Genomic DNA, 21,335 nt, shown 5'->3' with positions numbered 1-21,335 from the left:
GCGTTCCGCCGAAAACTTGGCGCCAGCAAGGCGAAGCTAAACGCAGGGTTGTCGGAGTGCGGAAACGGAGGCCCGATTAACCGGCCGCTCAGCCGGCACTGGTGCGGGCCAGGCCGTCCTTGGCCGGCTGGTAGGTCGGATTGAGGTGCACGGCCTCGCGGTAGGATTTCGCGGCCCTGACCTTGTCGCCGCGCCGCTCGTAGATCAACGCCTGGTTGGACCAGGCCTCAGCATTCTTGCCGTCGAGCTTGATCGCCATGTTGAAGTCGGCGAAGGCATTGTCCTCGTCGTTCATGGCAAGGTAGGAGAGGCCGCGCCCGTTGTAAGGCTCGGAGGCGTCCGGCGCCAACGAAATGGCGGTCGAGAAATCCTCGATGGCAAAGGCGTGCTGGCCCTGACTCTGGTAGATCAGGCCGCGATTGTGATAGGCGCGCGCATCGGTCGTGTCGAGCTGGATGGCTTTCTGGAAATCGTTGAAGGCTTCCTGGACCCGGCCCGCCCTGCGGTAGAGATTGCCGCGGCCGATATAGGCGGCGTCATAGTTGGAATTGATCTGGATCGAGCGATTGTAGTCGGCGAGCGCGCTCGCCTGATCGCCGAGGAAGCGCTGGATGAGCGCACGGTTCGAATAGGCCTGGTAAAAATTCGGATTGAGCTGGATGGCGGTGTTGAAGTCCTTCAGCGCCGCCTGGTACTGGCCGCCGCGGCCATAGGCCGAGCCGCGCACATTGTAGGCTTCCGGATCCTGGGGGTTGCGCTGGATCACCGCCGACAGCGAGGAGATGTTCTCGCTCGAGCCTTGCGCCTTGTCGATGTTGTTGAACTCGCCGGTCGGAACACTCTGGCAGCTGGCAAGCGCCATCCCGGAAAGCAGGGCTGCCGTCAGGGCGAGGCCGCGCCACGCGGTTCTGCGCTCTACGGTGATTGCGTCCATGTCTGCCCTGTCCTTACTGCGCCGTCTGGTCCGTTCCCCCTCCGAACCGGCATCTCTCCCAACCGGTCCTCTCGGACCGGGTCGAACTCACAACAAAAAGGTGGCGGCGATTCCGCATCGCGCCACCTTGGATATCCTTGGAAAAGGACGAAAAATTGACGTCAGAACCGCGGCGGACGCGGAGCACCGGCACCGGCAGCACCGGCCGCGACCGGACGCGGCGTCATCGGCAGCAGGCCTTCGCGCTGGGCGCGCTTGCGGGCCAGCTTGCGGGCACGGCGCACGGCTTCCGCCTTTTCACGGGCGCGCTTCTCGGAGGGCTTTTCGTAATGTCCGCGCATCTTCATTTCGCGGAAGATGCCTTCGCGCTGCATCTTTTTCTTGAGCGCGCGAAGCGCCTGATCAACATTGTTGTCGCGGACGAGTACCTGCACGTGCAATCCTGTCTTTCGGGTTTGAAATCAACAGGCAAGCGGCCATAGCCGCAAGCCTCCGCGGCGCGTTACACCACGAATTGGGGCGGCTGATAGCAGAATCAAGGGGCTCTGTCCACAGCCGATTGAGAGGCGGTGCCGTCCGGGCGGGCACGACAGTCCCACATGGCGGCTTGATTTTTTCAATCTGTGAACTATAGTTCACGAGTGACCATCGTTGAGCAAACCGCCGAGTTCCGGGACTGGCTCAAGGGTCTAAACGATATGCGGGCGGCCGAGCGGATTGCGATCCGCGTGGCACGTATCCAGTCCGGACTGATGGGAGACGTGAAGTTCTTCGATGGCATCGGCGAGCTTCGGATAGACTACGGTCCCGGTTACCGACTGTACTTCGTCAAGCGCGGCAGCGCGCTCGTTATCCTGCTCTGCGGCGGCGACAAGTCCTCGCAGAAGCGCGATATCAGGAAGGCCATTGAAATGGCCAAGGAGATCTGAAATGCCCCACGAGACCTTGCCTTTTGATCCTGCCGAACATCTCGGCCGCGCGGAGGCCCAGGCCGAACTTCTTGCCGACGCCTTTGCCACGGGCGATACCGGCTATATCGCGAATGCTCTCGGCATAGTTGCCCGCGCGCGTGGCATGTCCAAGGTGGCGAAAGATGCCGGCGTCACCCGGGAGGCCCTGTACAAGGCACTGAGCCCCGATGGCGACCCGCGCCTCTCGACATTGCTTGGCGTGGTGAAGGCCTTAGGGGTGAAACTCACCGCCGAAAAGACCGAAGCCTGAGGCCGCCGAATCCCGAAACGAAAAAACCCGCCTCGGCGGCGGGTCGCTGGTGTGAATCAGCACCGTAGAGAAATTAATAGCATAGCTGCCGGCACAAAGCAAGAACAAAATTCGCCTTGGGCCAGATAGGCGCCGCTACGCCGTGGCCAGGTGGAGCTGCTCGAAACCCTCGAAGAACTCGCCGTAGTCGCAGGTTATTTCCTCGCCGGCGGCGATGTCGCGGGTCGCGGTGGCCCCGCCATATTGCGAAAAGTCGGTGTTCGGCTTGTCGGCGTGGTTCATGAAGCGGCCATTGTCGACCTCATACACCATGAAGCCCGGCCGGTCCGGACTGGGATAGGCATATCTGTCGAGCAATTCCTTGAGGTGCGGCGGCGCCGTCTCGTATCTTTCCATCGGGATCAGCCGGTCGAAGTCCGGATCGAGCCGCCAGATCTGCGCCCCTTTCCGGATCGGCTCGGCGGCGAACACGCCGACGCCTTCGATTGCGCTTGCAGCGATATAGGTCCTGATCAGCAGCATGTTTCCAACCCGTTTTCGAGGAGAAGACGGAATCGTCAAATCGCCGGGAAAAGCAAGACCGGTTTTTCCGGCATTGCGGCTGGCGGCCGACATTGCGGCTGGCGGGCCGACGCCAACCGCGAAACGCTTCACGTGCGGGTGATCGAGACACCGCCGTCGGCGAACAGTGCCGTGCCGGTGGTGAAGCTCGATGCATCGGAAGCCAGGTAAAGCGCCGAGCGGGCGATCTCCTCTGGCTCGGCGACGCGCTTCAAGGCATGCAGGTTTTCGACGAACGCCCGCGATTCAGGTGTGTTGAATGTCGCCAAAGGCGTGTCGGTGCCGCCCGGCAGCAGCGCGTTGACCCGGACGCCCTTGGCGCCAAATTCGGCGGCCAGCACCTGCGTCAATCCGATCAGTCCGGCCTTGCTCGCGGCATAGCTGGTCATGCCGGGCATGCCGACCGTGTAGCCGACGAAGGTTGAGGTGAAGATCAGCGAGCCGCCGCCGCGTTCGACCATCGCCGGCACCTGGTATTTCGCGCCGAGAAAGGCGCTGGTCAGATTGGTATCGAGTGTCTCGCGCCAGCCCTCCAGCGACAGCTCAGAAACCGGCCCCATCCTGCCGACGGAGCCGGCATTGTTGAAGGCGATGTCGAGCCCGCCGAATTTCTCGACCGCCAGGTCGACCAGGACTTTCGCGTAGGCCTCGTCACGGACATCGCCGGCAAGAGCGATAGCCGTGCCGTCGGCGTCTTCGATTTCGGCAACCAGCGCATCGAGTTCCGCCTGGCGGCGGGCGGCGACGACGAGCCTGGCGCCTTCCTCGGCAAAGAGCTTTGCCGTGGCGCGGCCGATGCCGGAACTGGCGCCGGTGACGATGGCGACTTTGTTGGTGAGTGTGAACATTTTCTGCATCCTTTTTTCGCGCCGGTTCTGGCCGGCAATTGGATGCTTGGTCGCAAATCGGGGCGGTGCGGACCACCCGATACTTGCGCTGTTTTCAACAGCGCTCCTTGACGTCCGTTGGCCACCAAGTTACGGATCGTCATCCAAAACTCGCGGGTGGACGCGCCACCCATTCCAATGACCCCCCAAGACATAATGATCAAGTTGTTGGCCCCCGGCTTCGAGGGCGACAGCGAGTTGACGATCGCCCTTCAATCGGAATTTGGCAAAGGCTTTCCCCTTGAAAACCTCCGGCCGCTGCTGACGTCCGGCAACCTTCATACACAGGCCGCTGCCGCGTACTTGGTGGCCGAAGCCAATTCCAAAATGAGTTACAAGATGAATTGCGTCGTCGCGGAGATCGCCGATCTGCTCGACAGTGAATCTTCGGGTATCCGGTTCGACGCGATCGAGGCGCTTCTGGGATGCACGACGCCGGCCGATGGAGCCGTTCTCGGTCGCCTCATGCTGCGGCTGGATGACGAACATGCCGGTGTGCGGTGGAGGGTCGTCCAGTTCATCTGCCTTGCGGAGCGCTGGCAGCTAAGGCTTGCGGTGGAAAATGCCGCTACCCTGCGTCCGGACTCGGCTTTCAAGACACTGGTCAATGCTTATGGTCAATATAACATGCCGAGCGCCAAGGACCTGCCACGGTTGCTCGCGCATCCGGATGCCGTGTTGAGGCGCTTTGCTGCGGCAGTGGCTATTAGGCCGCGCCAGGTGATCGTCGAGCGCTTCGTGGCCATGGTGGAGCAGTCAGACGATGCGGAAATTCGTAAAATCGCCGCCGATTGCCGTGAGGGTTATTTGCGGCCGATCTATGCAATCGGGCCGTGCATCCTGAAGCGTGCTCCGGCTGACCCGTCAAAAGGCGAAGCTCAGAACAGCGATCAGTGAAAGCACGGCGCAAAACGGCAAGCGCCGTCGCAAACGGTGCAAGGCGACTATTGCCTGAGCAGCCAGCCGAGCCGATCGAGCGAAAATGCGTAGCTGACGGCGATCAGCAGGGCGACGGCAATGCCGGCTGTCGTGTAACCGGCCAGGTGGAATCCGGCAGCGCCGCCGAACAGGACGGCGAGTTCGAGCACCAGCCGCAAACCGCCCGGCACCGGAACCGGCGCCCGCCCCGACCGGCTCGGATCGTTCGGCACCGCGAAGATTCCCCAGAGCGCGGCGGCAACGAACGGCAATGCCACGGCAAGGATCCAGCGCCACATGCCCGCTGAGAGGCTCCAGCCCGCCATGCCGAGGCCGAGCAAAGCGGCGAGCTCCAGCAAGAAGCGCAACGTCAGATTCCACCAGACGTTACCCACCGCCATAATCCTCCGATCGTCAGGCGACGGATAGCGGTGGAAGGCAATTGCATCAACCTGCCCGGATGCGGCTTTTTCGCCACGGCGCAAAACGGCAAGCGCCGTCGCAAATAGTGCAAGGCTGGCAGCACGGTTTCGCTAGTGATACAAGCTCGCGCGCCGGGGTTGGCTGATCTGCCCGGCCGCCATTTGCGAGGCCTGCGACGTTGAAGAAATACTCGGTATTCGCCATTGCCCGCGAGGCCATGCGCGGCCATAGAGGCTGGGAGGAACAGTGGTCCTCGCCGGAACCGAAGAAGGAATACGACGTCGTCATCGTCGGCGCCGGCGGCCACGGCCTGGCCACCGCCTATTATCTCGCCACCGTACACGGCATCACCAACGTCGCAGTATTGGAAAAAGGCTGGCTCGGCGGCGGCAATACCGGCCGCAACACCACCATCATCCGCTCCAACTATCTCTACGACGAGAGCGCCGGCATCTACGACCATGCGCTGAAGCTGTGGGACGGGCTCAGCCAGGAGCTCAACTACAACGTCATGTATTCGCCGCGCGGCGTCATGATGCTCGCCCACAACATCCACGACATCCAGGTGCTGAAGCGGCACGTCCACGCCAACCGGCTGAACGGCATCGACAATGAATGGCTGACGCCGGAGCAGGCCAAGGAATTCTGCCCGCCGCTCAACATTTCGCGCAATGCGCGCTATCCGGTGATGGGCGCCTCCCTGCAGCGCCGTGGCGGCACGGCGCGCCACGATGCCGTCGCCTGGGGCTATGCGCGCGGCGCCTCGGCGCGCGGCGTCCACATCATCCAGAATTGCGAGGTCACCGGCGTCAAACGGGCGCCGAACGGCGCGGTCACCGGCGTCGAGACGACGCGCGGCTTCATCGGCGCCAGGAAGGTCGGCGTGGTTGCCGCCGGGCACTCATCGGTGATCATGAACATGGCCGGCGTGCGCATGCCGCTGGAAAGCTATCCGCTGCAGGCGCTGGTGTCGGAGCCGGTCAAGCCGGTGGTGCCTTGCGTGGTGATGTCGAACACCGTGCATGCCTATATCTCGCAGTCCGACAAGGGCGAGCTGGTCATCGGCGCCGGCACCGACCAATATGTCTCCTATTCGCAGACCGGCGGCCTGCACATTTTGCAGCATACGCTGGACGCCATCTGCGAGATGTTCCCGATCTTCACGCGCATGAAGATGCTGCGCTCATGGGGCGGCATCGTCGACGTGACGCCTGACCGTTCGCCGATCCTGGCCAAGACGCCGGTGCCCGGCCTGTATGTCAATTGCGGCTGGGGCACGGGCGGTTTCAAGGCGACGCCGGGTTCGGGCCATGTCTTTGCCCATACGATCGCCAGGGACGATCCGCACCCGATCAACGCGCCCTTCACCATCGAGCGCTTCCGCACCGGCCGCCTCATCGACGAGGCGGCGGCGGCGGCGGTGGCGCACTGAAGGCCGCAATGACGCGCAAGACTCACACCATGCTTTTCGGATTGGCCCTCGTGGGCGCCACGGTGCTCTTCATGCTGTTAGTGGTCAGGGAGATTTTGGTTCGAATAGTCGGGTATGAGGCCAACGGGGTCGATCCCGTCATGTTGGCCATGTTTGTAATTGTGGGCGTACCTACTTTTTTCTGCGTATGGGCGTTTGCCATACCGAAAATACTCGAAAACGCGTTTCTGGATATCGGTTCCCGAAGAACCTTCTCTGGACCACGAACGCAGGCTGATGTCGATCGAGCCAAAGTGAATTTGCGGGCGGTAGGATTGCTCGTCGAAGACCGCCCTGCCGAAGAAAATGTTGTGACCAATCGTGGCAGACATGACGGCTCTGCACATGATGGGTCGACTAAATCCAAGAAAGTCGATTGATGCTTCTCATCCGCTGCCCCTATTGCGAGGAAGAGCGTCCGGAGCTCGAATTCCGCAACGCCGGCGAGGCGCATATCGCGCGTTCCCCAAACATCGCCGGCGAGAGCGACGACGATTTTGAAAAGTTCTTTTTCATCCGCTCCAATCCTAAGGGGATCATCTATGAGCGCTGGCGGCACATGCATGGCTGCGCGCGGTTCTTCAATGCCGTGCGCGACACCCTCAGCGACAGGTTCCTGATGACCTACAAGGCCGGCGAGCCGAAGCCCGTAAAGCTGCCGGGAGCCGCCAAATGAGCGCCACGTTCCGCATTGCCGGCGCCGGGCGGCTCAAACAGGCAAAGATAGCTGGCTTCAGCTTCGACGGCCGCCCCTATACCGGCATCGAGGGCGATACGTTGGCCTCGGCGCTGCTTGCAAACGGCGTCCATCTCGTCGGCCGCTCGTTCAAGTACCACCGGCCGCGCGGTTTTCTGTCGGCTGGCGCCGAAGAGCCGAACGCGCTGGTCGAGATCAAGCGCGACGCGGCACGCAAGACGCCGAACGTGCGTGCCACGGTGCAGGAACTCTATGACGGATTGACCGCACAGTCGCAGAACCGCTGGCCGTCGCTCGCTTTCGACATTGGTGCCGTCAGCAGTATTGCCTCGCCGATGCTTTCGGCCGGCTTCTACTACAAGACCTTCATGTGGCCGAAGGCCGCGTGGAAAAACCTCTACGAACCCAAGATCCGCGCCGCCGCCGGTCTTGGCGTCGCTCCTGACCAGCCGGATCCCGACCAGTATTCGGCGCGCTTCGCCCATTGCGAGGTGCTGGTGCTTGGCGGCGGTGCCGCGGGCATCGCCGCGGCATTGGCCGCGGCCGAGACCGGCGCGCGCGTCATCCTTGCCGACGAGCAGGCGGAATTCGGCGGCAGCCTGCGCTTCGAGAGCGGCGCGAAGATCGAAGGCCAGGACGGTTTTTCCTGGGCGCAATCGGCTCTCGCCAAGTTGAGCGCGATGGACAATGTCCGCGTGCTGCCGCGTACCACGGCCTTCGGCTATTACGCGCAGAATTTCGTCGGGCTGGTCGAGCGCGTCAGCGACCATCTGCAGAACCCCGGCCGCGACCTGCCGCGCGAGCGGCTGTGGCAGGTTCGCGCTAAACGCGTGGTACTGGCGACCGGCGCCATCGAGCGCCACATGGTGTTTGCCGACAACGACCGGCCGGGCATCATGCTGGCGTCGGCGGCGCGCACCTATCTCAACCATTACGGCGTCGCCGTCGGCAGGAATATCGGCGTCTATACGGCGAACGATTCCGCCTATGCGGCGGCGATCGACCTGAAAAAGGCCGGCATCAACGTGGCGGCGATCGTCGACTTGCGCGACAACCCGACCGGGCCGGCGATCGACGAGGCGAGGGCGCTCGGCATCGAGGTCAATTTCGGCCGCGCGGTGATCCGCGCCGGCGGCAAATTGCGGGTGTCGTCGATGACCGTGCAGCCGAAGAATGGCGGCGGCGAGCGCACCATCCCGGTTGACGCGATTCTGATGTCGGCCGGCTGGACGCCATCGGTGCATCTGTTCTCGCAATCGCGCGGCAAGGTCGCCTTCAATGACGAGACCAAGCGCTTCGTGCCCGGAATTTATGCGCAGGACTGCGTCTCGGTCGGCGCCTGCAACGGTACCGACGGGCTGTCGGCGACGATCGACGAGGCCTATGCAGCGGGCGCCAAGGCGGCCAAGGACGCCGGCAGCAGGCCGGCCAAGGGCTCCAAGCCGAAGGTCGACGCCGGCGAGAGCTGGTCGCGCGGCATGCTGGGTGCAGCACCCGGTGCCGGATCGGATACGACGGTCAAGGCCTTTGTCGACTTCCAGAACGACGTCACCGCCAAGGACATCCGCCAGGCAGTGCATGAGGGCATGCGCTCGATCGAGCACGTCAAGCGCTTCACCACCAATGGCATGGCGACCGACCAGGGCAAGACCTCCAACATGCACGGCCTGGCGATTGCCGCCGAGACGTTGGGCAAGCCGATCCCGCAGGTCGGGCTGACGACGTTCCGCGCGCCCTATACGCCGGTGACATTCGGCTCGATCGTCGGCCACGCGCGGGGTCCCCTGTTCGACCCGACCCGCAAGACGGCGATCCATCCCTGGGCCGAGCGCCAGGGCGCTGTATTCGAGGATGTCGGCCAGTGGAAGCGCGCCTGGTATTTCCCGAAGCCGGGCGAGGACATACATGCGGCCGTCGACCGCGAATGCGTGACGGTGCGCAAGACGGCCGGCCTGTTCGACGCCTCGACGCTGGGCAAGATCGAGGTGGTCGGGCCGGATGCGGCCAAATTCATGGAACTGCTCTACACCAATCCATGGGAGAAGCTCGAGCCCGGCCGCTGCCGGTACGGCATCATGCTGCGCGAGGACGGCTTCATCTATGACGACGGTGTCGTCGGCAGGCTTGCACCCGACCGTTTCCATGTGACGACGACGACCGGCGGCGCGCCGCGCGTCATGAACCATATGGAAGACTATCTCCAGACCGAGTTCCCGCATCTCAACGTCTGGCCGACCTCGATCACCGAGCAGTGGGCGGTGATTGCCGTGCAGGGACCGAAGTCTCGCGACATCATTGCGCCGCTGGTCGAGGGCATCGACATGTCGGATGAGGCGCTGCCGCATATGTCGGTGCGCGAAGGCAGGATCTGCGGCGTGCCGACAAGGCTGTTTCGCATGTCGTTCAGCGGTGAGCGCGGCTTCGAGGTCAACGTGCCGGCCGATTATGGCGAGGCGGTCTGGGAAGCGCTATGGGCCGAGGGCCAGAAGCACGGAGCCTGTGCCTACGGCACCGAGTCGATGCATGTGCTGCGCGCCGAAAAGGGCTACATCATCGTCGGCCAGGATACCGACGGGACGGTGACGCCGAACGACGCCGGGCTCGACTGGGCCGTTGGCAAGAAGAAGACCGACTTCGTCGGCATTCGCGGCATGGCGCGGCCGGATCTGGTCGCCAAGGGCCGCAAGCAGCTTGTCGGCCTGAAGACCAGGGATCCCAAGGTGGTGCTGGAGGAGGGCGCGCAAATCGTCGCGGACCCGAAGCAGGCAATCCCGATGAAGATGATTGGCCATGTCACCTCGAGCTATTGGTCGCAAAATTGCGGTCGCTCGATCGCGCTGGGGCTGGTCGCCGGCGGCCGCGATCGCACGGGCGAGACGCTCTATGTGCCGATGCCGGACGGGATGATCGAGGTGGAGGTCACCGGCATGGTGTTCTTCGACGAGAAGGGGGAGCGCCTCAATGGCTAAGGCCGCTTTGAAAACCGACGCCGCCGGACCCTCAGTCGAACGCCGTCCGGCTCTCGCCGGCCAGTCGCTTTCCGCCGCCGGCGTTACACTTGCCGTGCTGCCGCCGGCCGAGCGCATATCGCTGCGCGCGCCGGAAGCCTCGATTGCGGCACTTTCGAAAGCGCTCCGCGTCGTCCTGCCGCAAAGGCCGAAAACCTCGGCGGCAAAGGCCGGACGCACGGCCTTGTGGCTCGGGCCGGACGAATGGCTGGTCATCGACGAGAGCGGAAAAGATCCGCTCGCCGACTGCGCCAGCATTTCCGTACTGCATTCGGCGGTCGGCATCTCGCACCGCAACGTCGCCATATCGGTTACCGGTCCGGCTTCCGCGGCGACGATCAATGCCGGCTGCCCGCAGGATCTGTCGCTCGACGTCTTTCCGGTCGGGGCGGCGTCGCGTACCATTCTCGGCAAGGTCGAAATCGTGCTGTTGCGCACGGCGGCCGACGCGTTCCGCGTCGAATGCTGGCGTTCCTTTTCCGATTATGTCTTTACTTTTCTGTCGGAGGCGGCGCGCGACGCGGCAGCATAGGCATGTTCGCCGCGCCCGCCCGTTCTGCGACGGCGAGCCGAGGGAGAACGCAAATGCCGCCGAACTCCGCGCCGAAGTCGCCGGTCAAGACGCCGGCCGTGCGCTCTTTCGAAGACGAGCAGCGCACTGGGACGGATATCGAAGAGGAACTCGAGGAAGGCCTCGAGGATACATTCCCGGCCAGCGATCCGGTGTCGATCACCGGAACGGCCATTCCCGGCGCACCGGCAAGACCCGGCAAGCCCAAAAGCGTGGTGGGACAGAAGCGCAAGAAGTGATCTGCGCGGGGTGACAAAAAGCAGGGCTGAGGCAGCACGATGGGCGGCCGGTAATTGCTGCCGCCCTTTCGGTTCATCACCGCGTGTTGTCGGCCGTCGGCTCAGAAGCTGCTTGGCACGATCCACGGGTCGATGCCGATGCCGAGCCTCGGGCCCTTGCTGCCGGCCTTGTGGGCCGCGGCGTCCGCCTTTTCAAGCGATCCGGTCGGCGCGCAATCGAGCTTCACATCAGCCTTGGTGTCGATGCAGGCCGCTTCTTGCTTGCCTGTCTGACTGCTGCCGGCAAATGCGGCGCTAGAGAGCGCCAGCAGGGCGGCGAGCGCGAGGATTGCCTTCTTCATCGTCGGTCTCCGGTTCAGCTATTGAATTTCTCGTACTTGTACGGTATTGCGTACAGATACGCCCTGGACTCCCGATGTTCAAGCAGAATCGTACGCGTACGGAGAATTGCCGAACGCTCGGCGCTGTGGCGCGGATCGTTCGGAGAAGATCCTGCAGATCGGGAGGAGCGCCGCTCTTCAGCAGTTGACGGGCGGCGTGAGCGGCGCAATCTCGTGCGCGGCGATGGCTTCGAGCATGATGTCGCCGATCCGTGTGATGAACGTCGTCTGGTCGCCGAACGGGTAGAACGGGAAGGTGATCAGCAGCGAGATGGCGCCGTGGCCGACCGCCCACAGCATGGTGGCGATGGCGCGTGGATCGCCTTTGAGCCTGCCGGCGGCAACGCAGGCTTCGACCCTCTCGATCAGCACTTTCATCGCCGGGTTGCCGCCTTCCATCTCGGCAAAGGTCTTGCCGGTCGGCGGCTTGACTTTTTCGGTCATGAAGACGGTGCGGTACTCGTTGGGATTTTCCAGCCCGAAGGCGGCGTATTCGACAAGCACCGCCTTGAGCGCCTCGATCGGGTCGTCGGCCGTATGATTTGCGATGCGCCTGGCCAGGGTCTCGAAGGCATCCTCGGCCAGCGCGAACAGGATGTCCTGCTTGTCGGCGAAATAGGAATAGACCGACATCGGCGCATAGCCGACGCGCTTGGCGAGCTTGCGGATGGTGAGGCCGTCATAGCCTTCTTCCTGGACAAGCTTGTGCGCGGCGTCGACAAGTTCGGAACGCAGTTCGGCCTTTTGTTTTTCGCGGCGCTCCTGGACGCTTAGCTGCAACTTTCTACTGCCTTATGACTGATGCTGGATGCAGCATATATACGCTGTACGGCGTCGGGCAAGGGCGGTGTGAAGCAGAGGCTTGACCTCACAAAACGATGTAACCAGGCAATAAAGCCGGCAACATCGGACTGTTACAGACAAAGACTAATTCGCGGCTCTGCAAAAATTTCGTTTCGGGAGGCCGTTATGAACCGGAACTGAGCTTTCGTCCGGCGTGCCGGACGTGGACCCGCTTTCTCATCGCGCCAGGATGGCGCTCAGGCGCGTCGTCATGGTCGCATGGCTGGCGATCGCGCTCGGCTTCGCCATGGAAGCTCTCATTCTGACCGTCAGATTTGCGGCAGGTGCCTACCCGGCGACGACGCAGGTTCTGATCGAACTGGCGCAAGGCGTGACCTGGTCGTTCTTCGTCTGCGCGGGCGTCAGCCTCGGCACGGCGCTCACCAAGGTGCGAGCCTCGCTCGGTGGCCTGATCGGTGCGATTTCGGCGCCACTGGCGATGGGCATCGCCAAAGGGACGCAAAAGGTTATGGTCAGCGCGCTGGACGCGGCGGCAAAGCCGGCCATCCTGTCGCTCACGACGCTCGGTGTGCTGCGGGCGATCGAATACGGGCTGCTCGGCTGGGCACTGGCGTCGCTGGCATCGAAGGAAGAACCGCGTCCGCTCCATTTCGCGCTGGCAGGCGCCCTGATAGGCGCGGTATTCGGCGGCGGCATCACGGTGCTGACCATCGAGACGGCCGCGGCGAACGACGCTGCTCTCGCAATGCCACAGGCGATCGCAACCGGCCTCAACGAGATCGTGTTCCCAATCGGTTGTTCACTGGTCGTCTACATTGCGCTGCAGGTCAGCCGTCACATGAAGTACGTCGCGGCCGAAGCCAAATAGATTTGGCACAGATAGATTTGGGCTTCTCCGCCCGACGAGAGTCAGACCGCTTCCGGCTGGCGTTCGATCAGCGTCAGCGTCAGCCAGCGCGCGGTCAGCGCCGGTTTTTTCGAGCCCTCGATCTCGATCGTCACGTCGTGCGCCGTCTGCACCCACCCCGACGGCCTGACCTTGACGTCGGCCAGCACGAAACGGGTGCGGATGCGCGAGCCGGTCTTCACCGGCGCCAGGAAGCGCAGCGAATCGAAGCCGTGATTGACGCCCATTTTGCTGTTTTCCAGCGGCGGCATGGTTTCGAAGGTCATCGCCGACAACAGCGAAAGCGACAGGAAGCCATGCGCGATGGTGCCGCCGAACGGCGTTTCGCGGCTGGCACGTTCCGGATCGCAATGGATGAACTGATGGTCGTCGGTGGCATCGGCGAACTGGTCGATCATGCGCTGGGTGACGACCCGCCATGGCGACACGCCGACTTCCTTGCCGACGTTGGCCAGAAGCACATCGAGACTGATCGGTTCCACGCTGATGTCCTCCATCTTCACCCCCGGCATTTCACTCGCCGGATGGCGTGCGTCTCATTCCTTGAACAATGTCAGCCCGTGTTGCACCGACTGCCCGCCATCGATCGGCAGGATGGCGCCGGTGACATAGCTGCCGGCCCGGCTGCACAAATAGAGCGTTGCGCCGGCAATGTCATCCGGTGCGCCGATGCGGCCGATCGGAACGTGGTTGCCGATATGTCTTGCCTGGTCCTCGGTGCCGGTGGCGAAGGCCGTCATCCGGCTCCGGAAAGGGCCAGGCGCAAAGGCGTTGACGGTGATGCGGCGGGCGGCGAACTCGATCGCCAGGATGCGCGTCAGGTGGTGAACCGCGGCCTTCGAGGCCGAGTAGGAGTAGGCATCTTCGGCCAAAGGCTGCGTGCCCATCACCGATCCGAGGTTGATCACCCGGGCCGGGTCGGCATCGCTGGCGGCGGCCTCGAGCAGAGGCAGCAATTCGCGCGTCAGGTGGAAGACCGCGGTGACGTTGACGCCGAACACCTTGGCCCAGGCATGGTAGGGAAAGCTTTCCAGCGGCGCGCCCCAGGAGATGCCGGCATTGTTGACCAGGATATGCAGCCGCTCGGTCCGCGCCCTGACCTCGGCCACAAGCGCCGCAATGCCGGCCTCGCTGGAGACGTCGCCGGCAAAACCTTCCGCCCGGCCGGATGCGCCAAGTCCGTTCAACTCGCCGGCAACCTTGGCGCAGTCCTCGCCCTTGCGCGAGGCAATCATCACCGAGGCGCCAGCCATGACCAGAGCGGTCGCCGCCATGCGGCCGATGCCGGTCGCGGCGCCGGTGACCAGCGCTGTCTTGCGGGCGACTGAGAACAGCTCGTCCAGATAGCTCATCGTACCCTCCGCGCAGTTCACCGCGCTTTGGTTCAAGGAAGCGGCTTCACGTCGACAAGGCTAGCCGAACTTCGATCATGCTTGCCATGGGTAAAGTAGCTGGGGTGGGGCACGCTTAGCGGCTGAATGGTTAAGCCCGAAATGCAAGGTGGTGATTCGGCCGTGACATGGGTCGGATGAATGATGCGGCCGTGCCCGTTAGCGAGCACCTTGGTAAGCGGTTCATTTCGCACGTGAACCAGTCGTCATTACTCCTCCGCCCCAGCCGCAGGCGGGTCTTGAGGAGTTGGGAGGTGGCCGAGCAGTGGGGCGGGACTGATATTCGCAGTCGTGGACGGGGACTATGCTGTCGGGGGGAAAGCCATGGGTAAGAAACAACGCACCGTCCTGCTGGCAGCGGTGGTTGCGACTGTCTTCGGCGTCCTTTTGCTGATCCTGATCCTGCAGATGATCAGTTTTCTAGTGGACTAGAGCGAAGCGAAAGGCGTGCCTTTCCGGAGGGGCTCTACCGCAGGCTTTCCAGTTCGCGGATGCGTTTGGCGCCGTCGGCTTCGAGCTGCCTTGTGACCGCGCCGATCAGCGCTTCGGCAACGACGAAAAGCGCGGCGGATGAGTCCCAGGCCGAAGGCACGGCGGTGCGCCCGGCGATGACATGGCGGGCGAAGCGGGCGATCGGCGACAGCCACTGGTCGGTAAACAGCACGATCTGCACGCCGCGCTGGTTGGCCGTCTCGGCGAAACGGACCAGGCTGTCCTGATAGCGCCTGATGTCGAAGATCACCAGCACGTCGCGCTTGCCCATGTCGATCAGTCGGTCGCGCCAGACGCTTTCCTGCCCGCCGAGGTGAAAAACGTTGGGCTGGATGATGGCGAGGTGGGCGGCCATGTAGCGCGCCAGCGGGTCGGTGAAGCGGCCGCCGATCAGGAATGTCTTGCCGCGCCGGTCGGCTAGCTTGGCGACGATGTCGGCAAGCTGTTTGTCCGAGAGATGCCGGAATGTCTCGCGCATGTTGTCGAGGGTCGCCTCCAGCATCGGCGACACGGCGCTGCTGCCCTGCGATGGCGGATTGAGCGTGCGCGAAGCCGGCGACTGCAATTGCGCCGCCAGCTCGTCTTGCAGCGCCGACTGGAATTCCGGATAGTTCTGGAAGCCGAGCCGGGCGACGAAACGCAGGATCGTCGGCGATGATACGCCGGCCGTAGCCGAGAATTCGGCGACTGTCTTCAGCCCGATCAGCGGATAGCTGGCGATCAGCGCTTGCGCTGCGCGCCGCTCGCCGGCCGGCATGGTGCCGATACGGTCGGAGATCAGTTCGGCAATGCTCGAAACCATGCTTTTTCCCCACCCTGGCCGTGCCGTTAGCGCATTATCGAAATCGCGTTTGACAAAGCCGGCCAAACTGTATGAAATCATCCGCAGGGACGCAATGAGGCAAAATACGTAACATACGATACAGCGCTCCCCGGGGACAGCAGACAATGGAGACAGCACGGCCCGCCAGCCTTGCATCGCCTGAAACCGTAAGGGTGACGAACCCCGGCGGATCAAGCCCTTTCGTGCTGACCTGCGACCACGCCTCCAATTTCCTTCCACCGGAATTCGGAACGCTCGGCCTTGCCGCCGAGGAACTTTCCCGCCACATCGCCTGGGATCCCGGCGCCTTGCCGGTGGCGCGCCGCATGGCCGAGGCGCTCGATGCGACGCTGGTCGAGACCTGCATCTCGCGGCTCATCATCGACTGCAACCGCCCGCTCGACGCGCCGGACCTGATAGTGACGGTCAGCGCCAGCGAAAAAACCGTGGTCCCGGCCAACCAGGGACTTTCGGCCGACCAGCGGGAGGCGCGCATCGCGCTGGCGTGGCGACCGTTTCACGAGCGGATCGCAACGGTCATCGACGAGCGCCTGGCGGCCGGGCGGGAGACCAGGCTGGTCTCGATCCATTCCTTCACGCCGCTCTACAAAGGCAAAAGCCGGCCCTGGCACATCGGCATCATCCACGACGAGGATTGCCGGCTGGCGGCGCCGCTGATCGCGACACTGAAGCGGCTTGCCGGTGTCAGCGTCGGCGTCAACGAACCCTATTCGCCGGCCGACCGGGTCTATTTCACGCTGGAACGCCATGCGCGCTCGCGCGGGCTGCCCTGCGCAATGATTGAAATCCGCAACGACGAGATCGCCGGCGCGGCCGGGCAGCGGAAATGGGCGGATCTGCTCACCGGTATTTTTCTCAATCTGGAGCCCGAAGCGGCCAAGGGCTCCAGACCAAGCGCAGTCGGAAAGTCAGTTCAATCGGCCAGCTAAGAAACCAAAAGGGGACTTTAAAATGGTAGCACCGGGTTACAGCGAAGTTGACAAGAAGGAGGACCTGAAAGTTCTCCACGGAATGGGCTATGCTCAGGAACTGTCGCGAAGCATGAGCCGCTTCTCGAATTTCGCGATCTCGTTCTCGATCATCTGCATCCTCTCAGGCGGCATCAATTCCTTCGCGCAAGCGACGTCGTCCATCGGTGGCGCCGGCGCTGGCATCGGCTGGATCGTCGGGTGCATGGTTTCGGGATTTTTCGCGCTCGCCATGGCCCAGATCGCCTCTGCATTTCCGACCGCCGGCGGCCTCTATCACTGGGCATCCATCCTAGGGAACCGTTTCACTGGCTGGCTCACCGCATGGCTCAATCTGCTCGGCCTGATCACCGTGCTCGGCGCCATCAACATCGGTACTGCTTTCTTCTTCGTCGGCACTTTCGGCGGAGCCTTCGGCATGACTGGCACGCCTGGTGAGATCGTCGGGTTTGTCGCCTTCATCACCGTGTTGCAGGCGCTGCTCAATCATTTCGGCATCAAATTGACGGCTATGTTGACGGACGCCTCCGGCTTCCTGATCCTGGCAACGACAGCCGTGCTGATCGTCGCCTGCCTGATGTTTGCTCCAGCGATCGACATCACGCGGCTGTGGACGTTCACGAACTATTCGGGCGACGCGGGCGGCGGTGTTTTCCCGCAGTCCGATTCCATGACGTATCTCTTCCTGCTCTGCCTGCTGCTGCCGGTTTACACCATCACTGGCTATGACGCGTCGGCGCATACTTCGGAAGAAACGTTGAGGGCGGCGCACTCGGTTCCGCGGGCAATCGTTTCGTCCGTAGTCTGGTCGTCGCTGATCGGCTGGGTGATGCTGTGCGCGATCGTACTGGCGATTCCGGATCTGGCGGCCGGCGCCAAGCAGGGCTGGAGCGTGTTCTTCGCCACGATGGACGCGATCTTGCCGGCGTGGCTGAAGACACTGCTCTATCTGGGCATCCTGATCGCGCAGTTCCTCTGCGGTCTGGCAACGGTCACCTCTGCCTCGCGCATGCTTTTCGCCTTCTCGCGTGACGGCGGCATGCCGGTCGGCTCGGCCTCGCTAGCCAAGGTCAGCCCGACCTGGCGCACGCCGGTCAATGCGATTTGGACGGCTGCTGTGCTCGAGGTAATCTATGTCTTTCTTGCCCAGTTCATCTCGGTCGGCGGCACGAACATCTATACCATCGTCGTCAATTCGACATTGGTGTTCCTGTTTCTGTCCTTCATCATTCCGATCGTGCTCGGCATGATGGCTTTCGGAACGGAAAAATGGCCGAACCCCGGCCCATGGAACCTCGGCGCCGGCCTGTTCAAGCTGTTTTGCATCCTGTCGGTCATCGGCATGGCGATCATCTTCTACATCGCCATCCAGCCGCCGAACGACAAAGTGCTCTATATCACCTTGGGCTTCATTGTGCTGACCGCGGTGCTTTGGTTCGGTTTCGAGAACCGCCGCTTCCAGGGTCCGCCCATCGGCGACCAGATCGCAAAGCGTCAGGCGGCGATCAAGGCAGCCGAGCTAGCCATAGGCGAAGCCGGCGCCTGACCCCCTCTCATGACCATGGCCGGCATTCGCGCCGGCCGTGGTTTTCGTTTCCTTTTCAAAGTGACAAGCCCGAAACGACAAGCGCTGGAGTGCCAAAGGAATGGCCGGAAATTTCTCGTTCGATCAGTTGAAGCAAGCGGTCTCCAGCGGCGAGGTCGACACGGTGCTGGCCTGCATCGTCGATATGCAGGGGCGGCTCGCGGGAAAGCGTTTCCTGGCCCGTTATTTCGTCGATTCCGCGCATGACGAGACGCATGGCTGTAACTATCTCTTGGCGGCAGACATCGATATGGAACCGGTGCCCGGCTACAAGGCGGCGAGCTGGTCGAAGGGTTATGGCGATTTCGTCATGAAGCCGGACCTTGCGACGCTGCGGCTCGTTCCGTGGCTGGAGAAGACGGCGCTGGTGATCTGCGACGTGCTCGACCACCATACCCATGACGACCTGGCGCATTCGCCGCGCGCCATGCTGAAGAAGCAGGTCAAGCGGCTGCAGGATCGCGGCTATATCGGCTATTTCGCTTCCGAGCTCGAATTCTATCTGTTCAGCGAAACCTACGATTCCGCCCGCAAGAAGCACTGGCAGGGCCTCGAGACGGCATCGCCCTACATCGGCGACTACCAGATCGGCATCACCACCAAGGAAGAAGGCGTCATGCGCCGGCTGCGCAACGAGATGGAGGCGGCCGGCATCCCGATCGAGAATTCGAAGGGCGAGTGGGGGCCAGGCCAGGAAGAGATCAATGTCCGCTACGCCGAGGCGCTCGACATGGCCGACCGCCACGTCATCCTGAAGAACGGCGCCAAGGAAATCGCCGAGTCCGAAGGCAAGGCGATCTCGTTCATGGCCAAGTACAATTACGGGCTCGCCGGCAATTCCAGCCACATCCATAATTCGCTGTGGAGCGCCGACGGCAAGACGCCGTTGTTCTACGACAAAAATGCCGAGTGGACGCTGTCGACACTCGGCCAGCAATGGGCGGCCGGCCAGCTCAAATATGCCAAGGAATTCACCTGGTTCCTGGCGCCCTACATCAATTCCTACAAGCGCTTCCAGGCCGGCACGTTTGCGCCGACCAAGATCATGTGGAGCGAGGACAACCGCACCGCCGGCTTCCGTCTTTGCGGCGAGGGCACCAAGGGCATCCGCATGGAATGCCGCATCGGCGGCGCCGATTTGAACCCCTATCTGGCTTTCGCCGCGCTGATCGCGGCCGGGCTCGCCGGCATCGATGAAAAGCTTGAGCTGCAGAAGCCCTTCGTCGGCGATGCCTACCAGGCCTCGCAGCTGCCTGAAATTCCAAAGACATTGCGCGACGCCACCGCGACGCTGGCGGAATCGAAAATGCTGAGGCAAGCGCTCGGCGACGATGTGCTGGAACATTACGTCCACACGGCACACTGGGAACAGTTCGAGTACGACCGCCGGATTACGGACTGGGAACTGCACAGGGGGTTCGAGCGGTATTGAATAATCTGGCAACGTTGGCGCCGCTCCTCACCCTCAGCCTCTCCCGTGAAGAACGGGGGAGAGGGGGCCCGGCGCTGAGCTTGTCCCTTCTCCCCGTCAGTATACGGGAAAAGGTGCCGGCAGGCGGATGAGGGACGGCGCTAACCAACGACATTATTGTAGAATGCGAGGACCCAAGGCATGACCGAAACGGTCAAGATAAAATCCCCCGTCGACGGTTCGATCTATGCCGAACGGCCTCTTGCCACCGACCAGGCGATCGGTGCCGCGGTCGAACGTGCCAAGGCGGCGCAGGAGAAGTGGGCTGAGACGCCGGTCATCGAGCGCGGCAAATACATGCTTGCCATGCTGGAAGCGCTGGTCGCCATGACCGACGAGATCGTGCCGGAGATCGCCTGGCAGATGGGCCGGCCGGTGCGCTATGGCGGCGAGTTCGGCGGCGTCAGGGAACGCGTCAGCTACATGGTCGAGATCGCCGAGGCGGCCCTGAAGCCGGTCATGGCCTCCAATCCGAAGGACGGCTTTCGCCGCTATGTGAAGAAGGTGCCACTCGGCGTGGTCATGGTGATCGCGCCGTGGAACTATCCCTATCTCACCGCCGTCAACACCATCGTGCCGGCGCTGATGGCGGGCAGCGCTGTCATCCTCAAGCATGCGGCACAGACATTGTTGGTCGGCGAGCGGTTTCAGCAGGCGTTTGATAAGGCCGGCCTGCCCAAGGGCCTGTTCCAGAACCTCGTCCTGAACCACGCGCAGACCGAAAGGCTGCTCGGCTCCGGCAAGATCGACCATGTCAACTTCACCGGCTCGGTCGCCGGCGGCCGCGCCATCGAGAAGGCGGTGGCGGGCACCTTCATGACGCTCGGCCTCGAACTCGGCGGCAAGGATCCGGCCTATGTGCTGCCGGACGCAAAGATGGACCATGCCGTTGCCAATCTGGTCGACGGCGCCTTCTACAATTCCGGCCAGTGCTGCTGCGGCATCGAGCGCGTCTATGTGCATGAGACGGTCTACGATGAATTCGTCGAGGGCTTCATTGCCGAGACCAGGAACTACGTCGTCGGCAATCCGCTCGACCAGGCGACCACCATGGGGCCGATGGCGCAGGCGCGCTTCGCCGACCTGATCCGCGAGCAGAAGGCCGAGGCGTTGCGCAAGGGCGCCAGGGCGCACATCGATATGAAGGTGGCCAACGACAGGCAAGGTTCCCCCTATCTGGCGCCGGAAGTGCTGACCCAGGTCGACCACCAGATGAGCGTCATGCGCGAGGAAAGCTTTGGCCCGATCGTCGGCATCATGAAGGTGCACAACGACGAGGAGGCGATCGCGCTGATGAACGACAGCCCCTATGGGCTGACGGCCTCGATCTGGACGCGCGACATTGAGCATGCGGCGGCGATCGGCGATCGTGTCGAGACCGGCACCGTGTTCATGAACCGCTGCGACTATCTCGACCCGGCGCTGGTCTGGACCGGCGTCAAGGACACCGGCAAGGGCGCGGCACTGTCGGCCATCGGCTACGACAATCTGACCAGGCCGAAATCATACCATCTGCGCGAGGTGATCTAAGGTGGCGATCGACAGGCATGCGATCGCTGTTGA

The 21,335-nt window shown here is 62.9% G+C and carries 24 protein-coding genes; 14 read left to right on the top strand and 10 right to left on the bottom strand.

Going from position 1 to position 21,335, the window contains the following annotated elements; translation table 11 throughout:
- Nucleotides 1-88: 88 nt before the first annotated feature.
- Both NKI08_RS05755 and rpsU read right to left on the bottom strand, forming a co-directional pair.
- Entirely contained in the window at nt 89-934 is an 846-nt protein-coding gene (locus tag NKI08_RS05755; protein WP_352469482.1) for a tetratricopeptide repeat protein, read from the bottom strand.
- A 161-nt stretch (nt 935-1,095) separates the two neighbouring features.
- Nucleotides 1,096-1,368: a 30S ribosomal protein S21 gene (rpsU, locus tag NKI08_RS05750; RefSeq protein ID WP_023675331.1), complete on the bottom strand. Its 273-nt coding sequence runs from the start codon at nt 1,366-1,368 to the stop codon at nt 1,096-1,098.
- A 207-nt stretch (nt 1,369-1,575) separates the two neighbouring features.
- Between rpsU and NKI08_RS05745 the strand changes: the two genes are divergently transcribed.
- Both NKI08_RS05745 and NKI08_RS05740 read left to right on the top strand, forming a co-directional pair.
- Nucleotides 1,576-1,863 carry a type II toxin-antitoxin system RelE/ParE family toxin gene (locus NKI08_RS05745; RefSeq protein ID WP_352448269.1) on the top strand — a complete coding sequence of 96 codons (288 nt, stop codon included), beginning with the start codon at nt 1,576-1,578 and terminating at the stop codon, nt 1,861-1,863.
- Nucleotide 1,864: 1 nt separating this feature from the next.
- On the top strand, nt 1,865-2,155 hold the full coding sequence (locus NKI08_RS05740) for an addiction module antidote protein (RefSeq protein WP_352448268.1): 291 nt from the start codon (nt 1,865-1,867) through the stop codon (nt 2,153-2,155).
- Between the two features lie 135 nt (nt 2,156-2,290).
- On the opposite strand, the gene NKI08_RS05735 is transcribed toward NKI08_RS05740, so the two are convergent.
- Both NKI08_RS05735 and NKI08_RS05730 read right to left on the bottom strand, forming a co-directional pair.
- The gene (locus NKI08_RS05735; protein ID WP_352454023.1) at nt 2,291-2,677 is read right to left on the bottom strand and encodes an SET domain-containing protein; all 387 of its coding nucleotides are present in this window, start codon (nt 2,675-2,677) and stop codon (nt 2,291-2,293) included.
- A gap of 128 nt (nt 2,678-2,805) precedes the next feature.
- On the bottom strand, nt 2,806-3,564 hold the full coding sequence (locus tag NKI08_RS05730) for an SDR family oxidoreductase (protein ID WP_352767724.1): 759 nt from the start codon (nt 3,562-3,564) through the stop codon (nt 2,806-2,808).
- A 195-nt stretch (nt 3,565-3,759) separates the two neighbouring features.
- On the opposite strand from NKI08_RS05730, the gene NKI08_RS05725 reads away from it, so the two are divergent.
- Entirely contained in the window at nt 3,760-4,500 is a 741-nt protein-coding gene (locus NKI08_RS05725; protein WP_352612963.1) for a hypothetical protein, read from the top strand.
- A 47-nt stretch (nt 4,501-4,547) separates the two neighbouring features.
- Here NKI08_RS05725 and NKI08_RS05720 read toward each other — a convergent pair whose 3' ends face one another.
- Complete coding sequence (locus NKI08_RS05720) at nt 4,548-4,922, bottom strand: YrdB family protein (RefSeq protein WP_352767722.1); 375 nt, start codon at nt 4,920-4,922, stop codon at nt 4,548-4,550.
- A 200-nt stretch (nt 4,923-5,122) separates the two neighbouring features.
- On the opposite strand from NKI08_RS05720, the gene NKI08_RS05715 reads away from it, so the two are divergent.
- Genes NKI08_RS05715 through NKI08_RS05690 form a run of 6 tightly spaced genes read left to right on the top strand, consistent with a single transcriptional unit; the run spans nt 5,123 to nt 10,930 of the window.
- Nucleotides 5,123-6,376 (top strand): sarcosine oxidase subunit beta, encoded by a 1,254-nt coding sequence (locus tag NKI08_RS05715; protein WP_352767720.1) that lies wholly within the window; start codon nt 5,123-5,125, stop codon nt 6,374-6,376.
- 8 nt (nt 6,377-6,384) lie between these two features.
- Entirely contained in the window at nt 6,385-6,795 is a 411-nt protein-coding gene (locus NKI08_RS05710) for a hypothetical protein (RefSeq protein ID WP_352767718.1), read from the top strand.
- Nucleotides 6,795-7,091: a sarcosine oxidase subunit delta gene (locus tag NKI08_RS05705; RefSeq protein WP_352767910.1), complete on the top strand. Its 297-nt coding sequence runs from the start codon at nt 6,795-6,797 to the stop codon at nt 7,089-7,091. The genes NKI08_RS05710 and NKI08_RS05705 overlap by 1 nt, the downstream gene beginning before the upstream one ends.
- Entirely contained in the window at nt 7,088-10,081 is a 2,994-nt protein-coding gene (locus tag NKI08_RS05700) for a sarcosine oxidase subunit alpha (protein ID WP_352767716.1), read from the top strand. The genes NKI08_RS05705 and NKI08_RS05700 overlap by 4 nt, the downstream gene beginning before the upstream one ends.
- A complete protein-coding gene (locus NKI08_RS05695; RefSeq protein ID WP_352767714.1) occupies nt 10,074-10,652 on the top strand; it encodes a sarcosine oxidase subunit gamma in 579 nt (192 codons plus the stop codon). Before NKI08_RS05700 ends, NKI08_RS05695 begins: the two co-directional genes overlap by 8 nt.
- Nucleotides 10,653-10,705: 53 nt before the next feature.
- Nucleotides 10,706-10,930 (top strand): hypothetical protein, encoded by a 225-nt coding sequence (locus NKI08_RS05690; RefSeq protein ID WP_023675341.1) that lies wholly within the window; start codon nt 10,706-10,708, stop codon nt 10,928-10,930.
- Nucleotides 10,931-11,031: 101 nt separating this feature from the next.
- Here NKI08_RS05690 and NKI08_RS05685 read toward each other — a convergent pair whose 3' ends face one another.
- Together NKI08_RS05685 and NKI08_RS05680 are read right to left on the bottom strand one after the other, a co-directional pair.
- Nucleotides 11,032-11,271, bottom strand: coding sequence for a DUF680 domain-containing protein (locus tag NKI08_RS05685; RefSeq protein WP_352767712.1), 240 nt, complete (start codon nt 11,269-11,271; stop codon nt 11,032-11,034).
- A gap of 177 nt (nt 11,272-11,448) precedes the next feature.
- A complete protein-coding gene (locus tag NKI08_RS05680) occupies nt 11,449-12,090 on the bottom strand; it encodes a TetR/AcrR family transcriptional regulator (RefSeq protein ID WP_352469491.1) in 642 nt (213 codons plus the stop codon).
- 226 nt (nt 12,091-12,316) lie between these two features.
- Here NKI08_RS05680 and NKI08_RS05675 point away from each other — a divergent pair, with 226 nt between their 5' ends.
- A complete protein-coding gene (locus tag NKI08_RS05675) occupies nt 12,317-12,982 on the top strand; it encodes a hypothetical protein (RefSeq protein WP_352767710.1) in 666 nt (221 codons plus the stop codon).
- A gap of 41 nt (nt 12,983-13,023) precedes the next feature.
- Here NKI08_RS05675 and NKI08_RS05670 read toward each other — a convergent pair whose 3' ends face one another.
- The 3 genes from NKI08_RS05670 to NKI08_RS05660 form a co-directional block, all read right to left on the bottom strand.
- Nucleotides 13,024-13,518, bottom strand: coding sequence for a MaoC family dehydratase (locus tag NKI08_RS05670; protein ID WP_031211357.1), 495 nt, complete (start codon nt 13,516-13,518; stop codon nt 13,024-13,026).
- 39 nt (nt 13,519-13,557) lie between these two features.
- A complete protein-coding gene (locus tag NKI08_RS05665; RefSeq protein WP_352767091.1) occupies nt 13,558-14,373 on the bottom strand; it encodes an SDR family oxidoreductase in 816 nt (271 codons plus the stop codon).
- A gap of 505 nt (nt 14,374-14,878) precedes the next feature.
- On the bottom strand, nt 14,879-15,706 hold the full coding sequence (locus NKI08_RS05660; RefSeq protein ID WP_352469495.1) for a MurR/RpiR family transcriptional regulator: 828 nt from the start codon (nt 15,704-15,706) through the stop codon (nt 14,879-14,881).
- Nucleotides 15,707-15,852: 146 nt separating this feature from the next.
- Here NKI08_RS05660 and NKI08_RS05655 point away from each other — a divergent pair, with 146 nt between their 5' ends.
- The 4 genes from NKI08_RS05655 (at nt 15,853) to NKI08_RS05640 (ending at nt 21,302) form a co-directional block, all read left to right on the top strand.
- Nucleotides 15,853-16,677 (top strand): N-formylglutamate amidohydrolase, encoded by an 825-nt coding sequence (locus tag NKI08_RS05655; RefSeq protein WP_352767707.1) that lies wholly within the window; start codon nt 15,853-15,855, stop codon nt 16,675-16,677.
- A gap of 22 nt (nt 16,678-16,699) precedes the next feature.
- Nucleotides 16,700-18,262 carry an amino acid permease gene (locus tag NKI08_RS05650; RefSeq protein ID WP_352448255.1) on the top strand — a complete coding sequence of 521 codons (1,563 nt, stop codon included), beginning with the start codon at nt 16,700-16,702 and terminating at the stop codon, nt 18,260-18,262.
- Nucleotides 18,263-18,362: 100 nt separating this feature from the next.
- The gene (locus NKI08_RS05645; protein WP_352469498.1) at nt 18,363-19,733 is read left to right on the top strand and encodes a glutamine synthetase family protein; all 1,371 of its coding nucleotides are present in this window, start codon (nt 18,363-18,365) and stop codon (nt 19,731-19,733) included.
- 180 nt (nt 19,734-19,913) lie between these two features.
- On the top strand, nt 19,914-21,302 hold the full coding sequence (locus NKI08_RS05640) for an aldehyde dehydrogenase family protein (protein ID WP_352767705.1): 1,389 nt from the start codon (nt 19,914-19,916) through the stop codon (nt 21,300-21,302).
- The last annotated feature ends 33 nt before the right edge of the window (nt 21,303-21,335 follow it).

The sequence above is a fragment of the Mesorhizobium sp. M0768 genome, from assembly GCF_040320195.1.
Classification (GTDB): domain Bacteria; phylum Pseudomonadota; class Alphaproteobacteria; order Rhizobiales; family Rhizobiaceae; genus Mesorhizobium.
The sequence above is the reverse complement of the archived record's forward strand: the minus strand, read 5'-3'. Positions and strand labels throughout refer to the sequence as shown.